Origin of the sequence: Microbacterium sp. LWO12-1.2 (assembly GCF_040675875.1) — a bacterium.
In the GTDB taxonomy this organism is placed as follows: Bacteria; Actinomycetota; Actinomycetes; order Actinomycetales; family Microbacteriaceae; genus Microbacterium.
Map to the genome: position 1 here is coordinate 169768 of NZ_JBEGII010000001.1, position 23880 is coordinate 193647.

At 64.9% G+C, this 23880-nt stretch carries 18 protein-coding genes and 1 tRNA gene; 12 read left to right on the forward strand and 7 right to left on the reverse strand.

Features of this window, described 5'->3' with window-relative positions:
- Positions 1–4 precede the first annotated feature (4 nt).
- Positions 5–3508 carry a DNA-directed RNA polymerase subunit beta gene (locus MRBLWO12_RS00850; RefSeq protein WP_363551777.1) on the forward strand — a complete coding sequence of 1168 codons (3504 nt, stop codon included), beginning with the start codon at positions 5–7 and terminating at the stop codon, positions 3506–3508.
- Between the two features lie 87 nt (positions 3509–3595).
- On the forward strand, positions 3596–7471 hold the full coding sequence (gene rpoC / locus MRBLWO12_RS00855; RefSeq protein ID WP_363551778.1) for a DNA-directed RNA polymerase subunit beta': 3876 nt from the start codon (positions 3596–3598) through the stop codon (positions 7469–7471).
- A gap of 211 nt (positions 7472–7682) precedes the next feature.
- Here the strand turns inward: rpoC and MRBLWO12_RS00860 are convergent, their stop codons facing one another.
- Positions 7683–8279, reverse strand: a complete 597-nt coding sequence (locus tag MRBLWO12_RS00860) for a hypothetical protein (RefSeq protein WP_363551779.1) — start codon at positions 8277–8279, stop codon at positions 7683–7685.
- An 86-nt stretch (positions 8280–8365) separates the two neighbouring features.
- Here MRBLWO12_RS00860 and MRBLWO12_RS00865 point away from each other — a divergent pair, with 86 nt between their 5' ends.
- Together MRBLWO12_RS00865 and MRBLWO12_RS00870 are read left to right on the forward strand one after the other, a co-directional pair.
- Complete coding sequence (locus MRBLWO12_RS00865; protein WP_363551780.1) at positions 8366–9295, forward strand: PfkB family carbohydrate kinase; 930 nt, start codon at positions 8366–8368, stop codon at positions 9293–9295.
- A gap of 86 nt (positions 9296–9381) precedes the next feature.
- Positions 9382–9466: transfer RNA gene (locus MRBLWO12_RS00870), tRNA-Tyr, on the forward strand.
- Positions 9467–9676: 210 nt separating this feature from the next.
- On the opposite strand, the gene MRBLWO12_RS00875 is transcribed toward MRBLWO12_RS00870, so the two are convergent.
- Entirely contained in the window at positions 9677–9943 is a 267-nt protein-coding gene (locus MRBLWO12_RS00875; RefSeq protein WP_363551781.1) for a hypothetical protein, read from the reverse strand.
- A 495-nt stretch (positions 9944–10438) separates the two neighbouring features.
- On the opposite strand from MRBLWO12_RS00875, the gene MRBLWO12_RS00880 reads away from it, so the two are divergent.
- Positions 10439–11584 (forward strand): toll/interleukin-1 receptor domain-containing protein, encoded by a 1146-nt coding sequence (locus MRBLWO12_RS00880; protein ID WP_363551782.1) that lies wholly within the window; start codon positions 10439–10441, stop codon positions 11582–11584.
- Positions 11585–12287: 703 nt separating this feature from the next.
- Entirely contained in the window at positions 12288–12545 is a 258-nt protein-coding gene (locus MRBLWO12_RS00885; RefSeq protein WP_363551783.1) for a hypothetical protein, read from the forward strand.
- A 127-nt stretch (positions 12546–12672) separates the two neighbouring features.
- Here the strand turns inward: MRBLWO12_RS00885 and MRBLWO12_RS00890 are convergent, their stop codons facing one another.
- Together MRBLWO12_RS00890 and MRBLWO12_RS00895 are read right to left on the reverse strand one after the other, a co-directional pair.
- Positions 12673–13455 carry a DUF2971 domain-containing protein gene (locus MRBLWO12_RS00890; RefSeq protein ID WP_363551784.1) on the reverse strand — a complete coding sequence of 261 codons (783 nt, stop codon included), beginning with the start codon at positions 13453–13455 and terminating at the stop codon, positions 12673–12675.
- Between the two features lie 195 nt (positions 13456–13650).
- Positions 13651–14505: a hypothetical protein gene (locus MRBLWO12_RS00895; protein WP_363551785.1), complete on the reverse strand. Its 855-nt coding sequence runs from the start codon at positions 14503–14505 to the stop codon at positions 13651–13653.
- Between the two features lie 64 nt (positions 14506–14569).
- Here MRBLWO12_RS00895 and MRBLWO12_RS00900 point away from each other — a divergent pair, with 64 nt between their 5' ends.
- On the forward strand, positions 14570–14989 hold the full coding sequence (locus MRBLWO12_RS00900; RefSeq protein ID WP_363551786.1) for a hypothetical protein: 420 nt from the start codon (positions 14570–14572) through the stop codon (positions 14987–14989).
- Between the two features lie 161 nt (positions 14990–15150).
- Here the strand turns inward: MRBLWO12_RS00900 and MRBLWO12_RS00905 are convergent, their stop codons facing one another.
- A complete protein-coding gene (locus tag MRBLWO12_RS00905) occupies positions 15151–16404 on the reverse strand; it encodes a hypothetical protein (RefSeq protein WP_363551787.1) in 1254 nt (417 codons plus the stop codon).
- A 189-nt stretch (positions 16405–16593) separates the two neighbouring features.
- Here MRBLWO12_RS00905 and MRBLWO12_RS00910 point away from each other — a divergent pair, with 189 nt between their 5' ends.
- Positions 16594–17379, forward strand: coding sequence for a hypothetical protein (locus MRBLWO12_RS00910; protein ID WP_363551788.1), 786 nt, complete (start codon positions 16594–16596; stop codon positions 17377–17379).
- Positions 17380–17497: 118 nt separating this feature from the next.
- Here MRBLWO12_RS00910 and MRBLWO12_RS00915 read toward each other — a convergent pair whose 3' ends face one another.
- Positions 17498–19297 (reverse strand): hypothetical protein, encoded by a 1800-nt coding sequence (locus MRBLWO12_RS00915; protein ID WP_363551789.1) that lies wholly within the window; start codon positions 19295–19297, stop codon positions 17498–17500.
- A gap of 91 nt (positions 19298–19388) precedes the next feature.
- Between MRBLWO12_RS00915 and MRBLWO12_RS00920 the strand changes: the two genes are divergently transcribed.
- A complete protein-coding gene (locus MRBLWO12_RS00920; RefSeq protein WP_363551790.1) occupies positions 19389–19559 on the forward strand; it encodes a hypothetical protein in 171 nt (56 codons plus the stop codon).
- A 21-nt stretch (positions 19560–19580) separates the two neighbouring features.
- The gene (locus MRBLWO12_RS00925; RefSeq protein ID WP_363551792.1) at positions 19581–20072 is read left to right on the forward strand and encodes a hypothetical protein; all 492 of its coding nucleotides are present in this window, start codon (positions 19581–19583) and stop codon (positions 20070–20072) included.
- A gap of 476 nt (positions 20073–20548) precedes the next feature.
- Here the strand turns inward: MRBLWO12_RS00925 and MRBLWO12_RS00930 are convergent, their stop codons facing one another.
- Complete coding sequence (locus MRBLWO12_RS00930; RefSeq protein ID WP_363551794.1) at positions 20549–21721, reverse strand: MFS transporter; 1173 nt, start codon at positions 21719–21721, stop codon at positions 20549–20551.
- A gap of 52 nt (positions 21722–21773) precedes the next feature.
- On the opposite strand from MRBLWO12_RS00930, the gene MRBLWO12_RS00935 reads away from it, so the two are divergent.
- Positions 21774–22766, forward strand: a complete 993-nt coding sequence (locus MRBLWO12_RS00935; protein WP_363558477.1) for a LacI family DNA-binding transcriptional regulator — start codon at positions 21774–21776, stop codon at positions 22764–22766.
- A 173-nt stretch (positions 22767–22939) separates the two neighbouring features.
- Complete coding sequence (locus MRBLWO12_RS00940) at positions 22940–23830, forward strand: bile acid:sodium symporter family protein (protein WP_363551796.1); 891 nt, start codon at positions 22940–22942, stop codon at positions 23828–23830.
- The last annotated feature ends 50 nt before the right edge of the window (positions 23831–23880 follow it).

The following is a 23880-nucleotide window of genomic DNA, read 5'->3' on the forward strand; positions in this document are numbered from 1 at the left end:
TCCCTTGGCTGCTGCTCGCAACGCATCCACATCCACCACCACCAAGAACGGACGCGGAGCTTCCCGTCTTTCGTTCGCCAAGATCTCCGACACGCTGACGGTCCCTGACCTTCTCGCCCTGCAGACCGAATCCTTCGGTTGGCTCGTCGGTAACGACGACTGGAAGGCCCGCGTCGCCGAGGCCAAGAAGGCCGGCCGCACCGACGTCAACGAGATCAGCGGTCTCGGCGAGATCTTCGAGGAGATCTCTCCGATCGAGGACCTCGGCGAGACGATGCAGCTCTCGTTCACGAACCCCTACCTCGAGCCGGAGAAGTACTCCATCGAGGAGTGCAAGGAGCGTGGCAAGACCTACGCCGCTCCGCTGTACGTCGAGGCCGAGTTCATGAACCACCTCACGGGTGAGATCAAGACCCAGACGGTCTTCATGGGCGACTTCCCGCTTCAGACGGGCAAGGGTACGTTCATCATCAACGGCTCCGAGCGCGTCGTCGTGTCGCAGCTCGTGCGCTCGCCGGGTGTCTACTTCGACAAGACCCCCGACAAGACGTCCGACAAGGACATCGTGTCGGCACGTGTCATCCCGAGCCGTGGTGCCTGGCTCGAGTTCGAGATCGACAAGCGCGACCAGGTCGGCGTGCGCGTCGACCGCAAGCGCAAGCAGTCGGTCACGGTCTTCCTCAAGGCGCTGGGTATGACCAGCGAGGAGATCCTCGCCGAGTTCGCCGGCTACACCTCGATCGAGGAGACGCTCGCGAAGGACACCATCGTCACGAAGGAAGATGCGCTCCGCGACATCTACCGCAAGCTGCGTCCGGGCGAGCAGGTCGCCGCCGAGGCCGCCCGTGCGCTGCTGGACAACTTCTACTTCAACCCGAAGCGCTACGACCTCGCGAAGGTGGGTCGTTACAAGATCAACCAGAAGCTCGGTCTCGACCAGCCGCTGAACTCGTCGGTCCTGACCGTCGAGGACATCGTCGCGACGATCAAGTACCTCGTGCGTCTGCACGCCGGTACCGAGGAGACCTTCTCGGGCATCCGCTCGGGCAAGAAGGCCGAGATCCGCCTCGCGACCGACGACATCGACAACTTCGGCAACCGTCGTATCCGCGCCGTCGGCGAGCTGATCCAGAACCAGGTCCGCACCGGTCTGTCCCGCATGGAGCGCGTCGTCCGCGAGCGCATGACCACGCAGGACATCGAGGCGATCACGCCGCAGACCCTGATCAACGTGCGCCCCGTCGTCGCCGCGATCAAGGAGTTCTTCGGAACGTCGCAGCTGTCGCAGTTCATGGACCAGAACAACCCGCTCGCGGGTCTGACGAACAAGCGTCGTCTGTCCGCGCTCGGCCCCGGTGGTCTCTCGCGTGACCGCGCCGGCGTCGAGGTCCGTGACGTCCACCCGTCGCACTACGGCCGCATGTGCCCGATCGAGACCCCGGAAGGCCCGAACATCGGTCTGATCGGTGCTCTCGCGACGTTCGCGCGCATCAACTCGTTCGGCTTCATCGAGACCCCCTACCGCAAGGTCGAGGGTGGCGTGGTCACCGAGCACATCGACTACCTCACGGCTTCGGAAGAGGTCGACTTCAACATCGCGCAGGCGAACGCCCCGCTCGATGCCAAGGGTCGCTTCATCGAGAGCCACGTCCTGGCCCGCCCCAAGGGCGGAAGCGGCGAGGTCGACATGTTCCTCCCGGAGGACATCGGCTACATCGACGTCTCCCCGCGCCAGATGGTGTCGGTCGCGACCTCGCTCGTGCCCTTCCTCGAGCACGATGACGCACAGCGCGCCCTCATGGGTGCCAACATGCAGCGTCAGGCTGTGCCGCTGCTGCGCAGCGACTCGCCGCTCGTCGGAACCGGTATGGAGGGCTACACGGCCATCGACGCCGGTGACGTGCTCACCGCCGAGAAGGCCGGTGTCGTCACCGAGGTCTCCGCAGACCGCGTCGTCGTCATGCTCGACGAGGGTGGAACGCAGGAATACCACCTCCGCAAGTTCGACCGCTCCAACCAGGGCACGTCGTACAACCAGAAGGTCGTCGTCAACGCCGGTGAGCGCGTCGAGGTCGGAGAGGTCATCGCCGATGGCCCCGCCACCGAGAACGGTGAGCTGGCACTCGGAAAGAACCTCCTCGTCGCATTCATGACGTGGGAAGGCTACAACTTCGAGGACGCGATCATCCTCAGCCAGGACCTGGTGAAGGACGACACCCTCTCCTCGATCCACATCGAGGAGTACGAGGTCGACGCCCGCGACACCAAGCTCGGCAAGGAGGAGATCACCCGTGACCTCCCCAACGTCAGCCCTGAGCTGCTGAAGGACCTCGACGAGCGCGGCATCATCCGCATCGGTGCCGAGGTCCGCCCCGGCGACATCCTCGTCGGCAAGGTCACGCCGAAGGGTGAGACCGAGCTGTCGGCCGAGGAGCGTCTGCTCCGCGCGATCTTCAACGAGAAGAGCCGCGAAGTCCGTGACACCTCGCTGAAGGTGCCCCACGGTGAGCAGGGCACGATCATCGCGGTCAAGGAGTTCAACGCCGAGGACGGCGACGACGAGCTCGGCTCCGGTGTGAACCGCCGCGTCGTGGTCTACATCGCCCAGAAGCGCAAGATCACCGAGGGTGACAAGCTCGCCGGCCGTCACGGCAACAAGGGTGTCATCGCGAAGATCCTCCCGATCGAGGACATGCCGTTCCTCGCGGACGGAACTCCGGTCGACATCGTGCTGAACCCGCTCGGCATCCCGGGTCGAATGAACTTCGGCCAGGTGCTGGAGACCCACCTCGGGTGGATCGCCAAGCAGGGCTGGAAGGTCGAGGGCAAGCCCGAGTGGGCCGCCCGTCTGCCGGAAGAGGCGTTCGAAGCCGCTCCCAACACGAAGGTCGCCACCCCGGTGTTCGACGGTGCGAGCGAGGAGGAGATCGCCGGTCTCCTCAACGTGACCACCCCGACCCGCGACGGCGTGCGCCTGATCGACTCGACCGGAAAGACGCAGCTGTTCGACGGCCGCTCCGGCGAGCCGTTCCCGGCTCCGATCTCCGTGGGCTACATGTACATCCTGAAGCTGCACCACCTGGTCGACGACAAGATCCACGCACGTTCCACGGGTCCGTACTCGATGATCACCCAGCAGCCGCTCGGTGGTAAGGCGCAGTTCGGTGGACAGCGCTTCGGTGAGATGGAGGTGTGGGCCCTCGAGGCCTACGGCGCCGCATACGCGCTCCAGGAGCTCCTCACGATCAAGTCCGACGACATCCTCGGCCGCGTCAAGGTGTACGAGGCGATCGTCAAGGGCGAGAACATCCAGGAGCCCGGCATCCCCGAGTCCTTCAAGGTGCTCATGAAGGAGATGCAGTCGCTCTGCCTGAACGTCGAGGTGCTCTCGGCCGACGGCACGCTGGTCAACCTGCGTGACACCGACGATGAGGCCTTCCGTGCAGCGGAAGAGCTCGGAATCAACATCTCCAGCCGCTTCGAGGCCGCCTCGATCGACGAGATCTAACCCTTCGACGGGCTCAGGGACCCAGTGGGTTGCTGAGCCTGTCGAAGCCCCCGATTTCTTCAGAAGAATTCCGACACAGGAGAATTAGTGCTCGAGTCAAACACTTTCGACGAGCTTCGCATCGGCCTGGCCACTGCGGACCACATCCGCGCGTGGTCGTACGGTGAGGTCAAGAAGCCCGAAACCATCAACTACCGCACGCTGAAGCCGGAGAAGGATGGTCTCTTCGGAGAGCAGATCTTCGGCCCGTCCCGCGACTGGGAGTGCGCCTGCGGCAAGTACAAGCGTGTCCGCTTCAAGGGCATCGTCTGCGAGCGTTGCGGCGTGGAGGTCACCAAGAGCTCCGTCCGTCGTGAGCGCATGGGTCACATCGAGCTCGCCGCTCCCGTCACCCACATCTGGTACTTCAAGGGCGTGCCCTCGCGTCTGGGCTACCTGCTCGACATGGCGCCGAAGGACCTCGAGAAGGTCATCTACTTCGCCGCGTACATGGTGATCTCGGTCGACGAGGATGCTCGTCACCGTGACCTCGGCACGCAGGAGAACAACATCCGTCTCGAGCTCAAGACGCTCGGTGACCGTCGCGACTCGAAGATCGCCGAGCGCCTCGCCCGTCTCGAGGAGGAGCTCGCTGCTCTCGAGGCCGAGGGTGCCAAGGCCGACGTCAAGAAGAAGGTCAAGGACGCCGCCGAGAAGGAGATGTCGCTCATCCGCAAGGGTGCCGACGAGGCGATCGCCAAGCTCGAGCGCGTGTGGGAGGACTTCCGCACTCTCGAGGTCGGTGCACTCCGCCCCGAGGATGACGTCTTCCACGAGCTGCAGGACCGTTTCGGTCAGTATTTCGAGGCCTACATGGGCGCCGAGTCGATCCAGCGTCGCCTCGCGGCGTTCGACCTCGTCGCCGAGGCGGAGAACCTGCGTCTGCAGATCTCCGAGGGCAAGGGCCAGCGCAAGATCCGTGCGATCAAGCGTCTGAAGGTCGTCAGCTCGTTCCTGGAGACCGGCATGAGCCCGGCCGCCATGGTCCTCGACGTCGTTCCGGTGATTCCGCCGGAGCTGCGCCCGATGGTGCAGCTCGACGGTGGCCGCTTCGCGACCTCCGACCTCAACGACCTCTACCGTCGTGTGATCAACCGCAACAACCGTCTTCGTCGTCTGATCGACCTCGGTGCCCCCGAGATCATCGTCAACAACGAGAAGCGCATGCTGCAGGAGGCCGTCGACGCACTGTTCGACAACGGTCGCCGTGGTCGCCCCGTCACCGGTACCGGTAACCGTGCCCTGAAGTCGCTCAGCGACATGCTCAAGGGTAAGCAGGGTCGTTTCCGTCAGAACCTGCTCGGCAAGCGTGTCGACTACTCGGGCCGTTCGGTCATCATCGTCGGCCCGCAGCTGAAGCTGCACCAGTGCGGTCTGCCCAAGCAGATGGCTCTGGAGCTCTTCAAGCCGTTCGTCATCAAGCGCCTGATCGACCTCGGTCACTCGCAGAACATCAAGGCCGCCAAGCGTGCCGTCGAGCGCACCCGTCCCGAGGTCTGGGACGTGCTCGAGGAGATCATCCGTGAGCGTCCGGTTCTGCTGAACCGTGCACCCACGCTGCACCGCCTCGGCATCCAGGCGTTCGAGCCGCAGCTCGTCGAGGGTAAGGCCATCCAGCTGCACCCGCTCGTCTGCGCCGCGTTCAACGCCGACTTCGATGGTGACCAGATGGCTGTGCACCTGCCGCTGTCTGTCGAGGCTCAGGCCGAGGCCCGCGTGCTGATGCTCGCCTCGAACAACATCCTGAAGCCGTCCGACGGACGCCCGGTCACCCTGCCTTCGCAGGACATGATCATCGGTCTGCACCACCTGACCACGGTCAAGGCGGGCGCAGCCGGTGAGGGCCGTGCATTCGGTTCGGTGGGCGAGGCGATCCTGGCCAAGGACGAGGGAACCCTCGACCTGCAGGCGAAGATCCGCATCCGCATCCCCGGTCTGACCTTCCTCGAGGGCGAAGCCCCCGAGGGCTACGAGCGCCACGGTCTCGTGGACGCCTCGCTGGGTCAGGCGATCTTCAACGACACGCTGCCGAAGGGCTACCCGTTCGTCCGCGAGCAGGCTGACAAGAACAAGCTGTCGCAGATCGTCAACAAGCTGGCCGAGGAGTACCCCAAGGTCGAGACCGCTGCATCGCTGGACCGCATCAAGGACGCCGGCTTCTACTGGGCCACGCGCTCCGGTGTGACCGTCGCCCTGAGCGACATCCTGACCCCGCCGAACAAGGCGGAGATCGTCGCGGGCTACGAGAAGCAGGCCGCGAAGGTCCAGTCGCAGTACGAGAAGGGTCTGACGACCGACTCGGAGCGTCGCCAGGAGCTCATCAAGATCTGGACCGAGGCGACCGACGAGGTTCAGGCGGCCATGAAGGCCAACTTCCCCGAGGACAACACCATCAACCGCATGGTGTCGTCGGGTGCTCGTGGTAACTGGCTGCAGATCCGGAACATCGCCGGTATGCGTGGTCTGGTGAACAACCCCAAGGGTGAGATCATCCCGCGTCCGATCATCTCCTCGTACCGCGAGGGTCTGTCGGTGGCGGAGTACTTCATCGCGACGCACGGTACCCGTAAGGGTCTGGCCGACACCGCTCTGCGTACCGCCGACTCGGGTTACCTGACCCGTCGTCTGGTGGATGTCTCGCAGGACGTCATCATCCGCGAAGAGGACTGTGGCACGTCGAAGGGCCTCGAGCTCCCGATCGCTGCAGTGGACTCGTCCGGCACGCTCGTTCGCGACGCCAACGTCGAGAACTCCGTGTTCGCTCGTACGCTCTCCTCCGCCGTCATCGACAGCAACGGCGACGTTCTCGCCGATGCCGGTGAAGACGTCGGTGACGTGCTGATCGACAAGCTGGTCGCGGCCGGTGTCGAGACCATCAAGGTGCGCTCGGTCCTGACCTGCGACTCCGCCGTCGGTGTGTGCGCGCAGTGCTACGGCCGTTCGCTGGCGACGGGTAAGACTGTCGACATCGGCGAGGCCGTCGGCATCATCGCGGCCCAGTCGATCGGTGAGCCCGGAACCCAGCTGACGATGCGTACCTTCCACACGGGTGGTTCGGCATCGGCGGATGACATCACGCAGGGTCTGCCCCGTGTGCAGGAGCTCTTCGAGGCTCGTACCCCCAAGGGTGCGTCCCCGATCTCCGAGGCCGACGGTCGCATCACGATCGACGAGACCGACAAGGGCAAGAAGGTCATCCTGACGCCCGACAGCGGCGACGAGCCCGTCATCTACCCGGTGCTGAAGCGTGCGACGCTTCTCGTCGAGGATGGCCAGCACGTCACCGTCGGTCAGCCGATCCTGGTCGGAACGCTCGACCCCAAGGAGATCATGCGTGTCATGGGTGCGCGCGAGGTGCAGCGTTACCTCGTCGGCGGCGTCCAGGGCGTGTACCGCTCGCAGGGTGTGCCGATCCACGACAAGCACATCGAGGTCATCGTCCGCCAGATGCTCCGCAAGGTCACCGTCGTCGATCACGCCGACACGACCCTGCTGCCGGGTGAGATGGTCGACCTCAAGCGCTACCAGGCGATCAACCGCGAGGCTGTGGCAGAGGGCAAGCGCCCCGCGTCCGGCCGTCCGGAGCTGATGGGTATCACAAAGGCGTCGCTTGCGACCGAGTCGTGGCTGTCCGCTGCGTCCTTCCAGGAGACGACCCGCGTGCTCACGCAGGCCGCCATGGAGGGCAAGCGCGACCCGCTGGTCGGTCTCAAGGAGAACGTCATCATCGGAAAGCTCATCCCCGCCGGAACCGGTCTCTCGAAGTACCGCGACGTCACGGTCGAGGCCACCGAGGAAGCCAAGAGCGAGCGCTACCCGAACCGGATCTTCGCATCCGACGGCGCGTACGCGGACGGCGACTTCGGCTACGTCGACTTCGACGCGTTCTCGACGGACGACATCACCCCCGGTACCTACAACTGAGTACTGAGTGACTGAGAAGGCCCCAGGCGATTCGCCTGGGGCCTTCTTCGTGTCCGGGGGGTCTCGCCTTCGGAGGAGATCGCGCACTTTGACGGAGATCGCGCGCTTTGACGGAGATCGCGCGCTTTGACGGAGATCGCGCGCTTTGACGGACAAAATCGGCGAAAGACTCCTTCTCTTCGGGAGAAAGCCGTCGGAACGGGCGATGCGATCAGTCGAAAAGGTGCGCCACGATCGCGGAGGTGTATCCCGTCGGGGCGAGGTTCGAGTAGCGGGTGTCGATCAGCACGTCCTGGCGCCAGAACAGGGTGCGGCCGTCGGTGACGGGGTACTGCTCGTTCTGCCAGGTCTTCTCGCAGCGGGTGCCGCCGTCGGGCGTGAAGCACGAGAAGCCCTCGTCGTCGGCCAGCGCGTTCAGCATGTCGAGCGCGGGGCCGCGGTTCATCTTCGAGATCGTGGTGGTGAGGCCCGTAGTGTCGGCCGCGGGGTCGCCCCAGATGCAGGTGAGCGTGCCGTCGCTGCCGACGCCCGAGGGGCCGAATGCGGCGTCGTTGAGAGGGATGCCGTCGAGCTGCGCCAGCACGTCGGCCGACAGGATCGCGCGGCAGTCGGTCGGCAGCGCGATCGGAGCGATCGACGGTGTCGGGCTGGGGGAGGGGGCCCCTGTCGCGTCCGGCCCGTCCGTCTCGGATGCCGTGGGGCTCGACGACGGATCATCACCGGCACCGCCTCCCGTTTGCGGTGCGCACGCGACAAGCGCGGCGATGAGTGCAAGAGCGGCGGCGGCGCCGGCGAGGCGGACGTTCATGGCCACACCGTACTGCCCGGAATGCCGGGGGAGGGGAAGGATCGCGGGATACCCCCGCGCCACCCACGGCGCGGTAGTGTCGGCGGGTGAGCAACGTGACTTCTCCCGCCGGTTCCGTGGTCGTGATCGGCGATGCCCTGATCGACGAGATCCGTGACGATTCCGGCGTGCGCGAGTTGGTCGGAGGTGCGGCGCTCAACGTGGCTGTCGGCCTGCGGCGTCTGGGGGTCGACACGACGCTGATCGCGATGGTCGGTGACGACGAAGCGGGTGCGCATATCCGCGAGTACCTGACCGACCATGGAGTTCGACTGATCTCGAGCGAGGCCCCGCACGGGTCATCTCGGGCGATCGTGCAGCGTGCGGCGAACGGTGAGCCGCAATACGTCTTCAACGAGGCGGCGCAGCAGCGCAGCATCCGCTACTCTGACGAGGCGCGCGCTGCGATCGCGGATGCCGGTCTTGTCGCGATCAGCTGCTTCCCCTTCGACGTGCCGACAGAGGTCGACGCTCTCGTCGACGCTCTGGCCGATGCCCGCGTCGCGGTGGACCCCAACCCGCGGACGGGCATGCTGAGCGATCGCGCGGAGTTCGTGCGCGGGTTCGAGCGCCTCGTGGCCGATGCGGCGATCGTGAAGGTCGGAGCGGACGACGCTGCGATCCTCTACGACGGTGACCTGGATGCTCTGCGGGTGCGCCTCCGCGACCTGGGCGCCGCTGCGGTGCTGGCCACAGCCGGAGCCGACGGTGCCACGATCGACACGGATGCCGGCGTAGCGTCGGCACCGATCGCACAGCTGCCCGGCGCTGTGATCGATACGGTCGGCGCGGGGGATGCGACGCTCGCGGCGGTGTCGGAGGGTCTGGTCGCACAGTCGCCGACGGAGCTGGGGGAGTGGCGTGCGCTGCTGTCACGGGCCATGGACGTGGCCGCTGCGACGTGCCGCGCAGAGGGCGGATTGCTGCGTACTCCGGAGTCGCTCGCGGACTCCGGCCGCGGCGTGAACGGCAGCTGACGGCTCGATTTCTTGCACCCGCGTCTGGCGGGTATGATTATCTTTCGTGCCCCCGGTTGGCTGTTCAAGTCGGACGGGTGCGCTCTGGCGAGTTACCCAAGCGGCCAAAGGGATCTGACTGTAAATCAGACTGCTCAGCATTCGGGGGTTCGAATCCCTCACTCGCCACCAGGGGCCATTCCCGGATCTCGAGGATTTTGTTCTCGTATCTCAGAAGGCCAGGTCAAACGAGGAAAGCCGCCGGAACCCCGGCGGCTTTCCTCGTCGAACCCCTGTTTTCGGCGACTGCAGGGGGTGTTCGTTAGGAACACCGCTCCCGCTCTTCAGATCGTGTCTCAGACCCGCGCAACTCACGCCGCCGAACGAGGCGGATGGCGGCAGTCAGCGCGGTTCGCGGAAGATCTCGACAGCGCGCTGCTGGAGCGCCGCTTCGGCAGCAGCCAACGCTGCGATGTCGTTCGGGAACGGGCCGGGGACGTTGATGACGACCTCGTTGAAGATCGTGACTTCTGCATGCCAGCTGTCGGGTTCGACTGCGTCCAGCACGGTGTAGATCTCAAGCTTCAGGTTCTCGGAGTTGTGCCGGTGGCGGCTGCGCAGACCGGGACGCAACTCGTTTCCATTTCCGTCGTACCGCGTGATGTTCATGGACCGAACGTACCGCGGACTACGAGGAGCCCCCCGAGCGGGAGCCAACGTCAACTCAAAAGAGGTCTGGGTCGACGGGACCCTCGACGACAAGCACGCTGATGGAGGCGTGAGAATCAGCGTCGTTTCCTCGCTGCCGGGATCTGAATGCCGCTCTTCTAGCAGTTCATCACGACCCGGACTTCCTCCTCGATCCTTCGTTCGGGCAGTTCGTTCGGGCTGGCCTCCCCGACACCGTGGTCGTTGATGCGTTCGACGCCGCAGAGCCGGATTGGCGGGTGGACATCGGTGACCAAGCGACAGTGTTGTATCTCATGGATCTGACGAACGGCGGGTGGCAGGAGGCGTACGCAGCCATGAGCGCCGCCTCCCGGGATGCCGCCGCCGAGATTGCACGCCACCTTCGCGGCGGTGGTCTTCCGCACACGCACGGAATCGTGCTGGGGTCACGCTAACCTCGGCCCTCGTGTCGGTCTCCTCTGCCAAGATCGCTGTATGAGCACCCCGTCTGACAGCGACCCTCGCGACTTCTTCATTAGCTACACCTCGGCTGATTCCGAGTGGGCAGAGTGGATTGCCTGGCAGCTAGAACTGGCCGGGTACACGACCGTCATCCAGAAGTGGGACTTCAAGGTCGGTAGCAACTTCGTTATCGAGATGGACAAGGCGTCCAAGAGAGCGAAGCGGACGTTGGTCGTGTTGTCGCCGGCGTTCTTGCAGAGTCAGTACACCACCGCGGAATGGGCGGCTGCGTTCGCGAAGGACCCGGAAGGGCAGTCGCTGAACGTCGTCCCGGTGCTCGTCGAGAAGACAGAGCTCGATGGTCTGCTCAGCCAGATCGTGCACGCGAACCTTATCGGGCTCAGCAGGGAAGATGCGGCCGCGACTCTGATCGCAGCGGTCGAGCCGGGGCGCAGCAAGCCGACCTCGGAGCCGCCATTCCCGGGGGCGCGCGCGACCGCAGACGTGACGAAGGTAGCCCCGACGCCGTCTCCGCCCGCGCTCGGATGGGAGCCTTCGAGCGTCACGCTTGGTTTCGTGGCGCGAGAGGCCGCACTCCCGCGCCAGTGGTCCAACGACACCTATGCCGCGCTGGAGGTCACGCTCGTTCCTGCCGATGGGCAGGTCCTGCGTTTGAGCCAGTTGGAGGCTATGGAAGAAGAATTCGTCACCGCGGGGCGAGCGTCTGGCTTGTTCGCGCAAGCATCTGCCGTGGACAATGGCTCGACATCGGAGGTCGCGTACGCGAAGACAGGCTCGGACGATGCGGCGGGGATCCTCGTCACCCGGAGCGGTCAGCGGACGGCCTGGATCACGCTGCCCCATGACATGTTGGGGAGTGTCCTGGATCCAGCGCAGATCCGTCCGCGCGTTGCTCGTGTGCTGCAGCTCTTGATGAGTGTGCAGCTGCCGGTCGCCGGACGGTACGGTTTCACGGCCCGAATCGAGCCATCACGCCTGCTCATGGTTGGCGATGCCTCCGCCGTGGGTCATCGGAACTCGGCCTCCTTGGGCATGGGATACGACGACAAGTTCCCCGTTCCGATGCTGGACACGGTTCTCGGCGATGCCATCAGTAGTAATGCGGACGAGCTCGCTGGAGAGCTCATCGCTCGCATCGTCGCTGCCACGCGGTCCTAGAAGCCGGCAGCTTCTCGGATCTGTCGCAGTGTCGGCGTTTCCATGGTCAGTGTTTCCATGTCGAGGATGCCGACACTGCCCGGTTGTGTGTCGCGGCCCATGCTTCCCCCCCCCGTCGTCCGTCGTCGGTCATGCCGCCGCCAGGGACGTGCATGTGGCCGTGAAGAAGGAGCTCTGGCTGCACCGCATCCCAGGTGCGGACATCTCGGGAGTTGATGCGGGTCATCAGATCCTGCGCGAGGCCGTATGTGGTCTTCAGCCCAGCGTCGAGCGACGCCCCGGCCCCCAGTAGCACTGCAACTCTCATGTGCCAGATTCTGCCAGGCGTCATCCCTCCCGATGTTGTACGGCGTTGCCCCAGACCCAACAACGGAAGGTTCTCTCTCCGGCGCGAAACTCGATGCCCGCGGTCAGGGGCGTCGACCGGGCGAGCTTCGCGTCAACGCGGATAGCCTCCGGACCGAACCGGACCCATGCACTCACCGGTTGAAGCGGGTGAGGGTAGATAGTCAGCGGATACTCGCGGAGGGCGAGCTCGCGGTCGGAGAGTGACTGCAGAGGACCGGCTCTCGCTGCGGAAAGAATCGCCTGATGCTGGGCTTGCTTGTCGTAATACGGGGCTAGTCGCTTGCTCGTCCCCATACCGGCATCCTTTCTCCGGCCAGACTAGCAAGTATCGAAACTATGTTCTATTCTCGTGTGCATGCTCCCGACCGCCGAACACCCTGTGACTCTATGGCTCAACAACGACATTCCCGAGCGCATGGTGTACCGCGGTCGACGGTGGCGCGTGACAGACACCCCCACACGCCTACGGCACTCGGTATGGAGCACGGGCCTCGAGCCGGGTCGGGGACTCTACGCCTGGAGGTTCCAGGGCACCAATGACGAGGGGCTGTCGTTCGTCTTCGACGTGTACAAGGCGGAGGAGGACTGGCATGTCCATCGCAGCTACGACTAGCGCTGCTCGCACATCCATTGCGTCGAGCAGGTGCTATCCAACGAAGAGATCACCGCGCTCCTCGATGGCGGGTACCGGCACAAACCGCGCGCAGCTCACCCTGGTCTGGTTGTGAGAAGCGCGGCCTTTAGTAGTCCATGATCTCGTCAGGCGGTGGCTGGTAGAGACGGGAATGGGTGACGTTCCAGTTCCCTCCATATGTATGAGACACGGCTTTCACGGTCTCCCACACCCACTCGCCGAGCCGCGGGCTGACCACCACTTCCTCGACGAGGGTGTTCAGGTCGCAAGGCAGAGTCGCCAGGCGGGGGAGTCCCTCGAGAGACGGTTCGTTGTACTTGTGCTCGCGGGATTCGTCGTGGGCGACGAGACGGAACTCGTTCTCGTGGGAGAACTCTCTCCGCTTGATGAAGTACTGGTCCGTGTAGGTCTGCGGAATCCGGTCGTCCTCCTGGGCCGAGCGGTAGTCGACCTTGCCGTAGAAGACGTCACGCACGCAGTCGGCGGTGCCGGCGAGGGAGTTGCGGAGCGACCCCCACGTCGTCCGAATCGCTACGCCCTTCTCATCACCGTAAAGGCGCCATAGGCCAGCGTTCTCAGACGGGAAGGCGGTCCAACAGGAGATGTAGGTCCGATGTGTCAGAAACAACGAGTCCTTATGGATCTTGTTGATGCGAGCGTGCCGGAAGTATCCGGGTGCGCCGTCCGCCAGATCCTTCGCAATCGTCCCAGCGATGGCGCCGGGCGCCATCATTCCCTCGTAGGCGTCTTCCATGCTCGACGCGTGTGGCATCTTCAGCGATTCGGTGGTGAGGAGGTCGAGGAATTTCGGGAGATCGACGTAACGCCAGAGCGGCACGTCGTCGTTGATCTGGACGGACGGGTCTGCCAGCTTGAGGTCGATGTCCACCGTCGGAGCCTAGCGCGCGGGCCAAGTCGGTGACGCCAGTGACGCCCGCGTCGTCGAGGAGCTCCGCGACGGCGATACGGGTGATCGGGCCGTCGGCCAAGCCCGGGACCGATGTGTCGAACGCCGTGCGCATCGGAGTTAACAGCGCATCCCCGATTTTCGCCGCGGGCGAAGCGAGGGCATTCTGTCTGACATCTACCGAGGAGGACCTGCGGTGGGGTCGAAGGACTCCGGCGTGATCCATGCCTCCTGCAACTCGCTGCCCGTCGCGACTTCATCCAGCACTTGCCGGACGTAGCGGAGCATCCCTTCCTGCAATGCCCCAACGGGGAACACTTGGTCAAACACCGTCACGGCAGGAGCGAGATTGATAGTGGCCGTGCCCGCGGCCGTATCCTCTCCGGCGATGAGCGCGCCGAAACCGAATCGAGCGAACGGGGTGCCGGCCGCTTCCGTTCCGGACAACCCGGATCCCCACACGTGGAAGTACCCGCCCTCGGGGAGCCGGTCACCGAGCGTCAGACCGTTGAGATGCAGCTCCACGCCCTCCTCGAGCGGCACTGCGACCACGCGTCCGCGATGCTTGTCATCGTTGTCCAATCGGCTCAGAACGCTCAGCCAATCGAGCTGCGGATTGTCGGGAGAAGTGACCCACGGCTGGGCAAGGCGTATCCGCTCCAGATGTGCCCCCGGAACCATCTCCAACGCCTTCATGTTGTTCATCCACTCGCGCTCATTGGTCGTGACGGGGAAGGCTACCCTGCCGGGCTTGGACGGCGTCGCCCCATCGGAGTGTGCGAGGTCCCAGACGAGCGCGTCGAGGGCCGACCGAGCGTTGTGCACCGCGTCGCCGAGGAGCAGGCCCCATTCTGCGACCGGGGGTCGGAACCCGGATGGAGTGAGGAACTCCAGGGCGGTCCTGTCCTCGAGCACGCGCACGTCCGCTGAGAACTCGCCAGACGTGTTCCACGTCTCGACCCGTCCAAGAAGCTCGCTGAAGATCCACCAGCTGCGCGTGAGTTTCAGGCGAGACCACTGATTGATGGTCATGAACGGTCCTTCCGGCAAGGCGGTGTTGCACCCATCAAACCGCACTGCGCGCTAGGTTGATGCCATGGTCGACATCATCACCACCTTCACCTTCGAGCTGGAGCACAAGTCCGACACCGAGGGGCTTCGTGTGGTCGTCGAACTTCCGGAAGACGCGGGTCAGCTGCGTGACTTCCTGTCGATGGAACTCGGCGCGCGGTGGTCGGATGAGCGGCACTTCGACATCGATTTCCAATACGCGTCCACTGCGGAGCATCGCCTGCAGTCCCTTGGCCTTTCGGAGATGCCGGTGCGCCCGAAGGATCCGCGACTCCCGCTGGCGAAGGTCGTCGACGAGGCGACGGCTCTCGCGAAAGAACGGGAGGGCTGGAACGTGACCTCTATCGAGATCCTCGATGAGAGCGTCACGCACGTCGTTCGCGGTCACTTCGCCCGTCTCGATCTCCATGGAACGTACACGGTTCGGGTCACCCAGAGGCGATAGCCGGCGCCGGCAGTGGCCAAGGCCAGAGATGATTTGGGAACTTCCACTGGGACTGCCGATGCTCCCGCTTCTTGTTGAAGCTCGCCACCCGTTCACCTGGTTCGACACTCATCGAGAGCCGCCGTGCTTCTTCCTCCATCGCTTCCTTGCGGACCGGCTACCTACCGACGACGATTGACGTCGTAGCTTCCTGCGGGCTCGAGAAGAATCCACGCCGGCGCGTCCCCACGCTCCGCGTGTCGGGCAGCGATGGTCCATCGATGGTCCCCGTGCCGGGCGACGATCTTCGCCGGGGTGCCGAGACTCAGCAACTCTCCGACAGTATGCGTGTGACGTGAAGTATTGTCCTTCGAACGCCCTGGTTGGCGGGAGATTGAGGCGAGAGGCTGTCCGGGAGCGTCGATGTCGAGACGTAGTGTCTCCGCAGCCTCGTCGAACGACGCCTCGGTGACAGCGCTCATCGAGTGCGCGCTCCATCCCACCGCCACAGGCGCGTCATGGTGCTGCCCGGCGAAATCGGACGCCACCTCACGGGCGAGCGTGTCGCGTTCCGCCTCGACGAAGTTACGCACGCAGGACAGCCCTGTCACCTCGGTGATTCTTGCGGGGTCGACACCCAGAGCCGTCAAGCGCGTTGAGACCTCGCCGGCGTACGGGTTGACGACGACCATCTGCTGTTTACCGGGCGACAGCGTCATCCACAGCATTCGTGCCAGGGCGGAGTCGGTGAGGGGGAGCGAATATCCCATGAGGACGACGCGGTCTGCGGTGAGAAGCGTCTCCTGTGCACGACGCCAGATGAACCGCGTCTTCGGGTTGTCGAAGTACCCCGTCTTGCTCGATGTCGGCGGCACGAGGAAGACATCTCGCCCGCCGATGGCGACCTCCCGCACCGACGGATGCGCGTACTGCGTCGTAGTGAAGCGATCCAGGGTTGCGCCGGTGCGGTCTCCGGCGACAGCGAACCAATCGACAGAACCATGGAGCTTGTGGAGGGAGAACGTGTCTCGCTGCTCGATGTGTCCACGTCCGTCGCCAAACATCACTGACGCGTTGCTCGGAAATGAGGTGACGACGGAGCCGGATCCGACGCGCCCGGTATTGTCGAACAACTGGGCTTGGTCCAGCGCGGTCTCGATGAGGGTGTCGTAATTGAGCGTGACGACGTTCCCGCACGACCAGTGCACCAAGCTCAGGAACTCGTATACCCATGTCGGCAGGCCGGCCTGCAATGCGCGCCCCTGAGCTTCGTCGAGGATGTGAGCGAGAGTCCGGGTGAACCCGGCGAACTTCGCCTGGTCGTCGAAGTAGGCTTCCTCGTCCTGGTAGGGCTGGCGTTCTGACAACCACGACATCCATGTCTCGAACGTGATCCCGTCAGCGTCGAACTTCGGAATGAAGGCCGACCCGAGCATGCCAAGCCTGTCGGCGGCTCGACTGCCTAACTCATCGGTGACCGGCATCTCGGAGGATACCGCTCGGGAGAACCCCGCACCGAGGACGTAAACGGTGCGGGGCTTACGCGTGAGGACTACCTGCGTCATTCCCCCATCTTGGCGGACGCCACCGCTCTCAACAGAGCGGAGCCTGCTAGAACGGGGGACATGGCTGACAGTTCCACCGTCAATCCCGGCCTCGAGAAGTACGGGCGTGAACAATACGCCTCGCTGCGCCCGCGTATCCATGAGATGAGGTCACGTGCGCTGGCTGTGACGCTTGCCCCTGGAGGGCTGCTGGCGAGGGAAGACGAGAAGACGTCCTACAGTCCGATTTCCCATCAGGTGTGTTTCCAGCTGCAGCTCGCCTCCGAACACCTGACTGCTCTGGATCAGCTCATCGAGGCGCACGGTCTGCCCAACTACGCCGGCTACGTCCTCATCCGTGCAGCACTCGAAACCTCTGCCGCGGGGTATTGGCTTGTACAGCCGGGCGTGAGCAACCGTCGAGTCCTGCGCGCCCTGCGAATGGCGTGGTGGGACCAACGTGACAGCGCCGAGTTCACTGTGGCGAGCGGCCATGCGGCAACGGACTGGGACCTTGAGCGCCGTGCTCATCTCGACTTGTTGCGAAGTAAGGTGAAAGGACTTCACCAGGCAACCCTCGACCTTCCCCGGCTCAGTCACACGGACATGCTCACCGAGGTGGGGCGCGGGCTCAAGATCACTCAGCAGCCGTCGCCCCTCCTCGCGTGGCGTCTGTGCAGCTCCCTTGCGCACGGAAACTCTGCTGCCGCGGTGATGGCGCTTCAGCATCGACAGATCCGAGAGACCGAACCCCACGTCCACAGCGCAACATCGAGCTGGGCGTTGGTGAGCGCTCTCGTTCGAACGTCCCTGGAGACGTTCGACGGAGCACTGGCCTTGTTCGAAGAGCGAGCCTCAGTGGTCTGATGGTGTCTCCCTGCAGGCGAGGCACCTCCTACTCGAACCGGATCCTGCAGTCGATGGGACGCGAGCGCGAGTCAAGACGGCCGGGCTGAGACATCCGCCTCAGCCCGGCCCCTGCCTCCTACAGCTCGCTCCAGATAAGAGTTGCCTCGGCCGCGAGCAGCGCGCCGCCAGCGGGCACCGGCAGCCACGTTCCTTCCTCGCCGCCGTGGCGGTTAGCGTCGACGAAGTCGACGGCGAGTTCGATGCGAGCTTCGCGGCTCAGGTTCTCCGTCTCGGGGTCATCGTTTAGGAAGTGCTGCGCCTGGGAGCGGAGGCTGGACAGCAGAGCATCGGCGACGGATTCGGCCAGTGCGTCGGTCGCGCGCGTGAACTCGACGACGGTTGCCGCGCCATCTGGGCGCCAGTCACAGGTGTCTTCGTCGTTGTCGACGTTCCAGTAGGCGCCGGCATCGTGAGGCTGGGTCTCGCGGCTCCATCGCGCCATACCTTCCTGGATGCGGGGGACGAGGAGCTGGTACATCGCGTACCACTCGTCCACCATCAGGCCGCGGCCTTCGTCGAGCGAGTGGTACAGCTCCCACTCGGTGATGAGCTGCGCGTTGGTCGCCGCGACGATGAGAGTGGTGAAGAAGCCGTGCGCGGTCTCGCCGGAGTACCACCTAGTGGGCGGGGTGAGGGTGCGCTCTCGGTCCCGGAACGTCTTCTCGAACTGCGTGTTCGCGTAGCGGCCCTGGGTGAACGCCATCGACCATGCTGCCGACCCGTAGGCGTAGTCCTGTTCGTACTTGCTCGACTCCGACGACGGCGTGGCTACCTGGAACTTTCGGCGTGCATCCAGCAGCGCGTCACGGCGCTCCTCCAGCCGCTGCTGAACGTCAGCCGACAGGACACGGGACCCGTCCGCGCTCCGGTTGGCCTTTGAAGCCTCTCGGAAGTCGCTCATTGCCGTCCTCAGCGCGTCGGGCATGTCCTTCCGGTACCACGTCCCTTCGGCGAGGGCTGCTTCCTCGGACGCTGCGAGAACCTTTCCCTCGTGAAGCGGTGAGTACTCCATCACGAGCTCCGCACCGTACTCCCGCAGTCGGCGCTGAACGAGGTCAGGATGGGCGTGCGGCAAGTAGGCGAGGTCACCCGTCACGCGCTGAACCTCCAGGTTGCCGTCCAGCAACTCGTTGATGAGCGTCGGCGCCGCATGGCCGAGGACGCCGGGTCGATGACCGACAACACCGACGACGATGTTGGGAACGGCCTCGGGGCGCAGAACGTCCGACGAGACAAGCGTGGCGACCTCAAACTCCCAGCCGTAGTCGACCCCGCCGTTGCGCGTGACGAAGCCCGCGTCCGGCTCCAGGGACACGTGCTCCGAGCCGCTCATCTGCCGGTATCGGTTCGGGGCGACCCCGTCGACGCCGGCGGTGCGGAACACCGAGCCGAGCGCGACACTCATGCTGTCGTCCACCGAATCGGCGATGTCACGCTGCGCGCGCAGGATAGCGTTCGTGAACTCGACGAAACGCTCGCGCTTCCGCGCGCTTCCATCCGCCACGCTCTCGTCCATCCTGAGGTCCTGGAACTCGGACTTCGTCATCGGCTTGTCGCGCGGGGGCAACGGAAGAGGGTCCATGGCACCGAGCACCTGCTCGGTCAGCTCGCGCACGTCTTCTTCGGATGCTGCGTACTTGACGGGAGAAGTGCGAAGGACCCGGACCACGTTGCCCTCTGTCAGGGGGAGGCCGGTGAGTGCGGTGCCGAGCCAACCGGAAAGTACGTTGTGGATGTCGACGTCGCTGAGTTCGGGGTGCTGGCCGTCCTGGTCGAGCCAGTAGCGAACCTTCTCGGCAACGGCGGACTCGTCGATGATGAAGGACGCCTCCTGGAAGGCGTGAACCTCGGTGGACTGCTGGATGTTGGTGCTCATGTTTCCTCCTATACGGCTACGCCGTTCGCGCAGCTCTCGATGGGTACATGCGCGGTTCCCTGGCGCGGCATGCGTCAGCTAGCGGCCCTGGATGGAAGCCGCGGAAACACGGGTCCCTCAGGCGGTCGCTACCGGCCCCGGATTCAGCCGCTGCATGATCAACGCCTCACAGAACATGAGCGGCGGCACTATTCTCGGAAACACCTATCGCCAGCAGCGCATTCTCGAAGCGGATCCGTTCTACGTTCGACTGGTGCCCTGACCGCCTGGGAGGCCCGAGCTGATGGATCACGCAGCGGACAACGAGGTCGTGCGAATCGACTACAACGTCTTCGCGATCTCCGACTCGGGCCTTCCCGTGACGCCGTCCCCCCGTGAGCTCGCGGCAAGCTCTGGTCTCATCTGCACGCTCGACACAGGGGCGGTCATCGCAACAGGGATCGACATGGGCTACGTCAGAGTCGAGGTGCGCGCTCTCGACACCGAGCCTCGCCTGGAGGCCGTGAGCGAATGGGATGAGGTCGTAGACGCCTCTGTGTCCGCTCCCCTCGGCGACTTGCGAGTCGAAGCCATCCTGGGCGATGCTCCGTCACTTCCCACGCTGACGCCTTCAGGGCCCGGGACGTACCGGATACGCGTCTCCGTGCGAGGCCGCCGCGACCGCCTGAAGGGGGTTACCGATGACGTCGTTGAAAGCTACCTTCTCGAGGTCTGGCCGGCGCCGTCATCCCCCGAGGTCGTGCATCGACTCCACATGAACAGGTTCTCCGTCTAGGACGGCCGGACCCAAAAGGGGCGCTCCCGCGTGCCAGGCAATCGATGGCATCCCGCCAACGCGTGATTTCGAGGCCTTACGTCGGCCCCCCGAGTGCCATCGGATCAGGGTTGGCCACCATCGGCTTGCCCGTCGCCCTCGGCGTCATCATGCGGGGACTCGGACTCAGTCATCCTCGCCGACTTCGCGCGGGTACTGAGCAGTCGAAGGCGGTGATCATCGCACTGCTCTGCTAGCTCGTGCTCCTCCTGGCGATCTGTCTCGGACTCGGTTCGAGCACGATGCGGCCGAGCTGGCCATTTGGCGGTTCGCGTGAAGATGCCGTGATGACACTCGGCAGTCAGCGGCTGCGTCGGCACTCGATGATCGACGCACGCGCCGGTCGTGACTCGATTCTGTCCGATGAGGCTGTCCTGGAGAGAACTGTCCCGCTGGTTCGTCGTCGTCACCCGTGAGGTCCACCGTGGCGAGACGCTTCATCGCGTGGCCGCATGGTCATGCATCGACGCCACGTTTCGCATCCGGCGGACGACGAACGGTGCCAGAAGGGCGAAGGCCAGACATAGTGCCGCCACCCCGACCATGGCGCCGCGGAGTCCGAAGGCACTGGAGAGGAAGCCGACGTATACCGGCCCCAGGATGAACCCGAGGTACGCGGTCGTCCCGACGACCGAGGTCACGCGGCCGCGCTTGTCCTCATCGATGTGGCGGGTGGCTTGACTGAGGAGGGTCGGGAACAGGACCGAGGTTCCGACCGAGGCGACAGCGAGCCCGCTCAGGGCGACCGCGAGGTTCGGTGCGATGGCGAGGATCAGTGTGCCGGCAACGGCAGTCACCGCGCCCCCGAGCAGGATGCTGGGCTCGGGGATGCGATGCGAGACCCCGACGGTGAAGCGAGTGGCTGCCGCGAAGAGTGCGAACGCGGCAGGCGCGAGCGACGCCATGAGAGGAGTAGCGTGCAGTTCGTCTGTCAGGAAGACGGCGCCCCAGCTTTGGTGCGCGTTCTCGGAGGCGAATCCGAGCGCACCGACAACGCCCACCATGAGGAGAGGCAAGAAGGCTGAGATCTTGCGATGCGGCGCTATCGTGTCCTGTCGGGTTGGACGCGTGGCTCGGGGCCCCGTGACGAAGACAATCACTCCGAGACCCGCGATCGCCAGACCTGCCACGGCATATGTGATCACGAGGTCGGCGGTCACCGCTGTCAGCGCCCCGGCGCCGAGACTGCCCACGACCACGCAGGACGAGAACACGGCATGCGCAAGCGTGATCACTCGCCGCCCGGTCGCCTTTTCTGAGGCGCCGGCGAGAGCGTTCGCGGCCACATCGGCGGATCCTGATGTCGCTCCGACCAACAGCATTCCTGCCGCGACACTGGCGATGTCGCGTCCGAACGCGGCCAGCGCAATGCCGGAGAGGGCCAGCATGATCAATGAGAACCCGGCGACGCGTGTGCCGAATCGATCCACGGCCAGTCCTGTCAGCGCCATGGCTGGAACGGCGCCGATCCCCACGCAGAGAAGTGCCGCCCCCAATTGCGCGTTGGTCAACCCGCCGCCGTCGCGCAACCCGGGCAGGCTGGCGCCCCATATGCCCCAGAAGACGCCGAACGCGGCGAAGGCAAGGTAGGGGGGAGTGGGAGTTCGCATATGTGTAACGATACACATATAGACTGAGGGTGTGAAAAGTAGCCGAGTGACCATGCGGGATGTCGCGGCCGAGGCCGGTGTCGCGCCAATGACGGTGAGCTACACGTATACACGTCCGGACCGGGTCGCAGAGGGTACCCGCGCGCGAGTGCTCGCGGCGGCGGGGCGACTCGGCTATCTGGGCCCTGACCCGGTGGCCAGGTCTCTCCGGAGCGGATCAACCGGAAGCTTGGGGGTCGTTCTGGGCGAGCACCTCAGCTATGCGTTCGAGGATCCCCAGGCATCTCGATTCCTCTCCGGGGTCTCGCACGTCTGTGTCGAGAACAAGTTCGGACTTGTCCTCATCCCGGCGATCGGCGCACCTGACGATGCGGATCGTGTTCGGGAGGCAGCCGTCGACGGCTTCGTGATGTGGACGACGGTCGACGGCGACCCCGTGCTCGACGCCGTGGCGGCAACGGGGCGTCCCGCCGCGATCCAGGGCGGGCCCGCTGTGGAGGGCATCATCTCCGTCTCCCCGGATGATCGAGCAGCGGCGCGGAGCATCGCGTCGTACGCACTCGAGACAGCGTCGTCACCGCTGATTCTGTCGTTCCCGCTGGCCAAGGATCGAGTCGGGGGTTTCACCCGAGGGCCAAGCACACGGGTGGACTACCCGGTGACCCGAGCGCGTCTGGAAGGGTTTCGCGACGCGCTCACGCAGGCCGGCCACGAATGGGCTGATGTTCCTGTCGCGGTGGTTCCTCGCAATGGACGAGCCGAAGGCGCGTGGGCGGTCCGAGAAGCGATCGAACGCGTTCGACCTGACGTCGTCATCGCAATGAGCGATCAGCTGGCGGTTGGAGCGCGCGACACGCTGGGCGAGAACGCCCGTGTGACGGGATGGGACGATAGCCAGGACGCGGAGTCTGGTGGTTTCGCGAGTATCCGCCAGTCCATGTATGAACAGGGTATTGCGTGCGCACAGATCGCCGCGGGGCTCCGCGCCTCGGTAGCGCGCCCGCAATGGTCCCTGACCAAACGGTCTTCTTCGCGGCCGTTCTGAAAGGTCGGTCGTTCGCGTAGGCGCCACCGATGTGAGGGCACTCATCCTGTGGCGCTGTCGGATGAAGGCTTATCCCCCTCGGGGCGAATCGATGAGGTGGATGGGATGAGCGCGCGGGAGCGGACCCCCCAAACGCGTGACACCGAGGCCCTGCGTCGGCCACACTGAGTGTCATGGGATCAGCGTTGACCACCATCGGATTGCCCGTCGCCCTCGGCATCATCATGCTGGGGCTCGGACTCAGCCTCACCCTCGCCGACTTCGCGCGGGTGCTGAAGCAGCCGAAGGCGGTGATCATCGCGCTGCTGTGCCAGCTGATCCTCCTCCCGGCGATCTGCTTCGGACTCGTGCTGGCGTTCCAGTTGCCGCCGGTGCTCGCGGTCGGCATGATGATGCTGGCCGCATCGCCCGGTGGCACGACCGCGAACCTCTACAGCCACCTGTTCCGCGGTGACATCGCCCTGAACATCTCGCTCACGGCCGTGAACTCGGTGATCGCGGTCATCACGCTCCCGCTCATCACGAACTTCGCGATCGCCTACTTCCAGCCGTTCGATGACCGCCTCGGTCTGCAGTGGTCGAAGACGCTCGAGGTGTTCGCGATCGTGCTGCTGCCGGTCGCGCTTGGCATGCTGATCCGCCGCTTCCGCCCCGGGTTCGCCGACGGCATGGACAAGCCGGTGCGCATCGCCTCGGTGATCATCCTGATCGTCGTGATCGCGGGGGCAGTCGCGTCGAACTGGTCGCTGCTGGTGGCGAACGTCGCGCAGCTCGCGCTCATCACCGTGCTCTTCTGCCTCATCAGTCTGACGGTCGGGTTCCTGGTGCCCAGAGCACTCCGCGTCGGACGGCGCCAGGCGATCGCGACGTCGTTCGAGATCGGTATCCACAACGCCACGCTCGCGATCGTGATCGCCCAGTCCGTGCTCGGCTCCACAGAGCTGAGTCTGCCCGCCGCGGTCTACGGCGTGCTGATGTTCTTCATCGCGTTCGGCTTCGGGTTCCTCATCCGCGACAGGTCGGCGACGGTCGCGCTTCCGACGAAGGATGACGTCGACGCCTGAGTCGCGAGGACCCTCTCTCGCGCGGCGGGAGGACGTAGCCTTGATCGGTG